This is a genomic window from Chitinophaga sp. CCNWYY40 (genome assembly GCF_037483205.1).
In the GTDB taxonomy this organism is placed as follows: domain Bacteria; phylum Bacteroidota; class Bacteroidia; order Chitinophagales; family Chitinophagaceae; genus Chitinophaga; species Chitinophaga ginsengisegetis.
Map to the genome: position 1 here is coordinate 1 of NZ_JBBHLF010000018.1, position 1524 is coordinate 1524.

At 46.6% G+C, this 1524-nt stretch carries 1 rRNA gene (only partly in view); it reads left to right on the top strand.

The window, feature by feature from the left end:
• The first annotated feature begins 19 nt into the window (after window positions 1–19).
• Window positions 20–1524: ribosomal RNA gene (locus V7S65_RS32170) — 23S ribosomal RNA — on the top strand; it runs 1446 nt beyond the window's last position.

The window sequence follows — 1524 nt, forward strand, 5'->3', positions numbered from 1 at the left end:
ATATCTAAATACTAAATTTTTTAAAGCGAATAAGAGCGCATGGTGGATGCCTAGGATCTAAGAGGCGACGAAGGACGTGGTAAGCTGCGATAAGCTACGGGGAGATGCAAACGATCGTTACATCCGTAGATTTCCGAATGGGACAACCCAGTACACTGAAGGTGTATTACCCGCAAGGGGGCCAACGCAGGGAACTGAAACATCTAAGTACCTGCAGGAAAAGAAAATAAATAATGATTCCCTAAGTAGTGGCGAGCGAACGGGGAAGAGCCCAAACCGGATCGAAGCAATTCTGTCCGGGGTTGTAGGACTACTTTTAGAAAGTCAGATCAAGTTGAATCATCTGGAAAGATGAGCCGCAGCAGGTGATAGCCCTGTAGACAGAAATTCTGATGGACGTGTAGTATCCTGAGTAGTGCGGGACCGGAGGAATCCTGTATGAAACTGCCAGCACCATCTGGTAAGGCTAAATACTCCTTAGATACCGATAGTGAACCAGTACCGTAAGGGAAAGGTGAAAAGTACTCCGAACAGGAGAGTGAAATAGTTCCTGAAACCGTGCGCTTACAAGCGGTCGGAGCTCAGCAATGAGTGACGGCGTGCCTTTTGCATAATGAGCCTACGAGTTACTCCTCACTGGCAAGGTTAAGGTCTTCAGTACCGGAGCCGTAGCGAAAGCAAGTTCTAACAGAGCGAATCAGTCAGTGGGGGTAGACGCGAAACTTTGTGATCTATCCATGGGCAGGGTGAAGGTTAGGTAAAACTAACTGGAGGCCCGAACTCATTAGCGTTGAAAAGCTATGGGATGACCTGTGGATAGGGGTGAAAGGCCAATCAAACTGAGAGATAGCTCGTTCTCCCCGAAATGTTTTTAGGAACAGCCTTGGATATAGACGTATTATAGAGGTAGAGCTACTAATTGGGCTAGGGGGCTTCACCGCCTACCAAACCCTAATAAACTCCGAATGCTATAATATAATCTCCAGGAGTGAGGCTGTGGGCGCTAAGGTCCATGGCCGAGAGGGAAATAACCCAGACTAACAGCTAAGGTCCCTAATGATATGTTAAGTTGATCAAACGCGGTTCAAATCCTAAAACAGCCAGGATGTTGGCTTGGAAGCAGCCATTCATTTAAAGAGTGCGTAACAGCTCACTGGTCGAGGGTTTGGGCACGGAAAATAATCGGGCATCAAACATATAACCGAAGCTTTAGGCCTGACATTTAGGTGTCAGACGGTAGGGGAGCATTCTAAACTGCATCGAAGGTGTGTTGTGAAACATGCTGGAGCGTTTAGAAAAGAAAATGTAGGCATAAGTAACGATAAATAAGATGAAAAATCTTATCGCCGTAAGACTAAGGGTTCCTGATCAACGCTAATCGGATCAGGGTTAGTCGGGTCCTTAGGCAAAGCCGAAAGGTGTAGCTGATGGCAAACTGGTGAATATTCCAGTACCTGCTATAAATTCGATGGAGTAACGGAGTAGTGAAAGGATCGCGCACTTACGGAATAGTGCGTTAAAGGG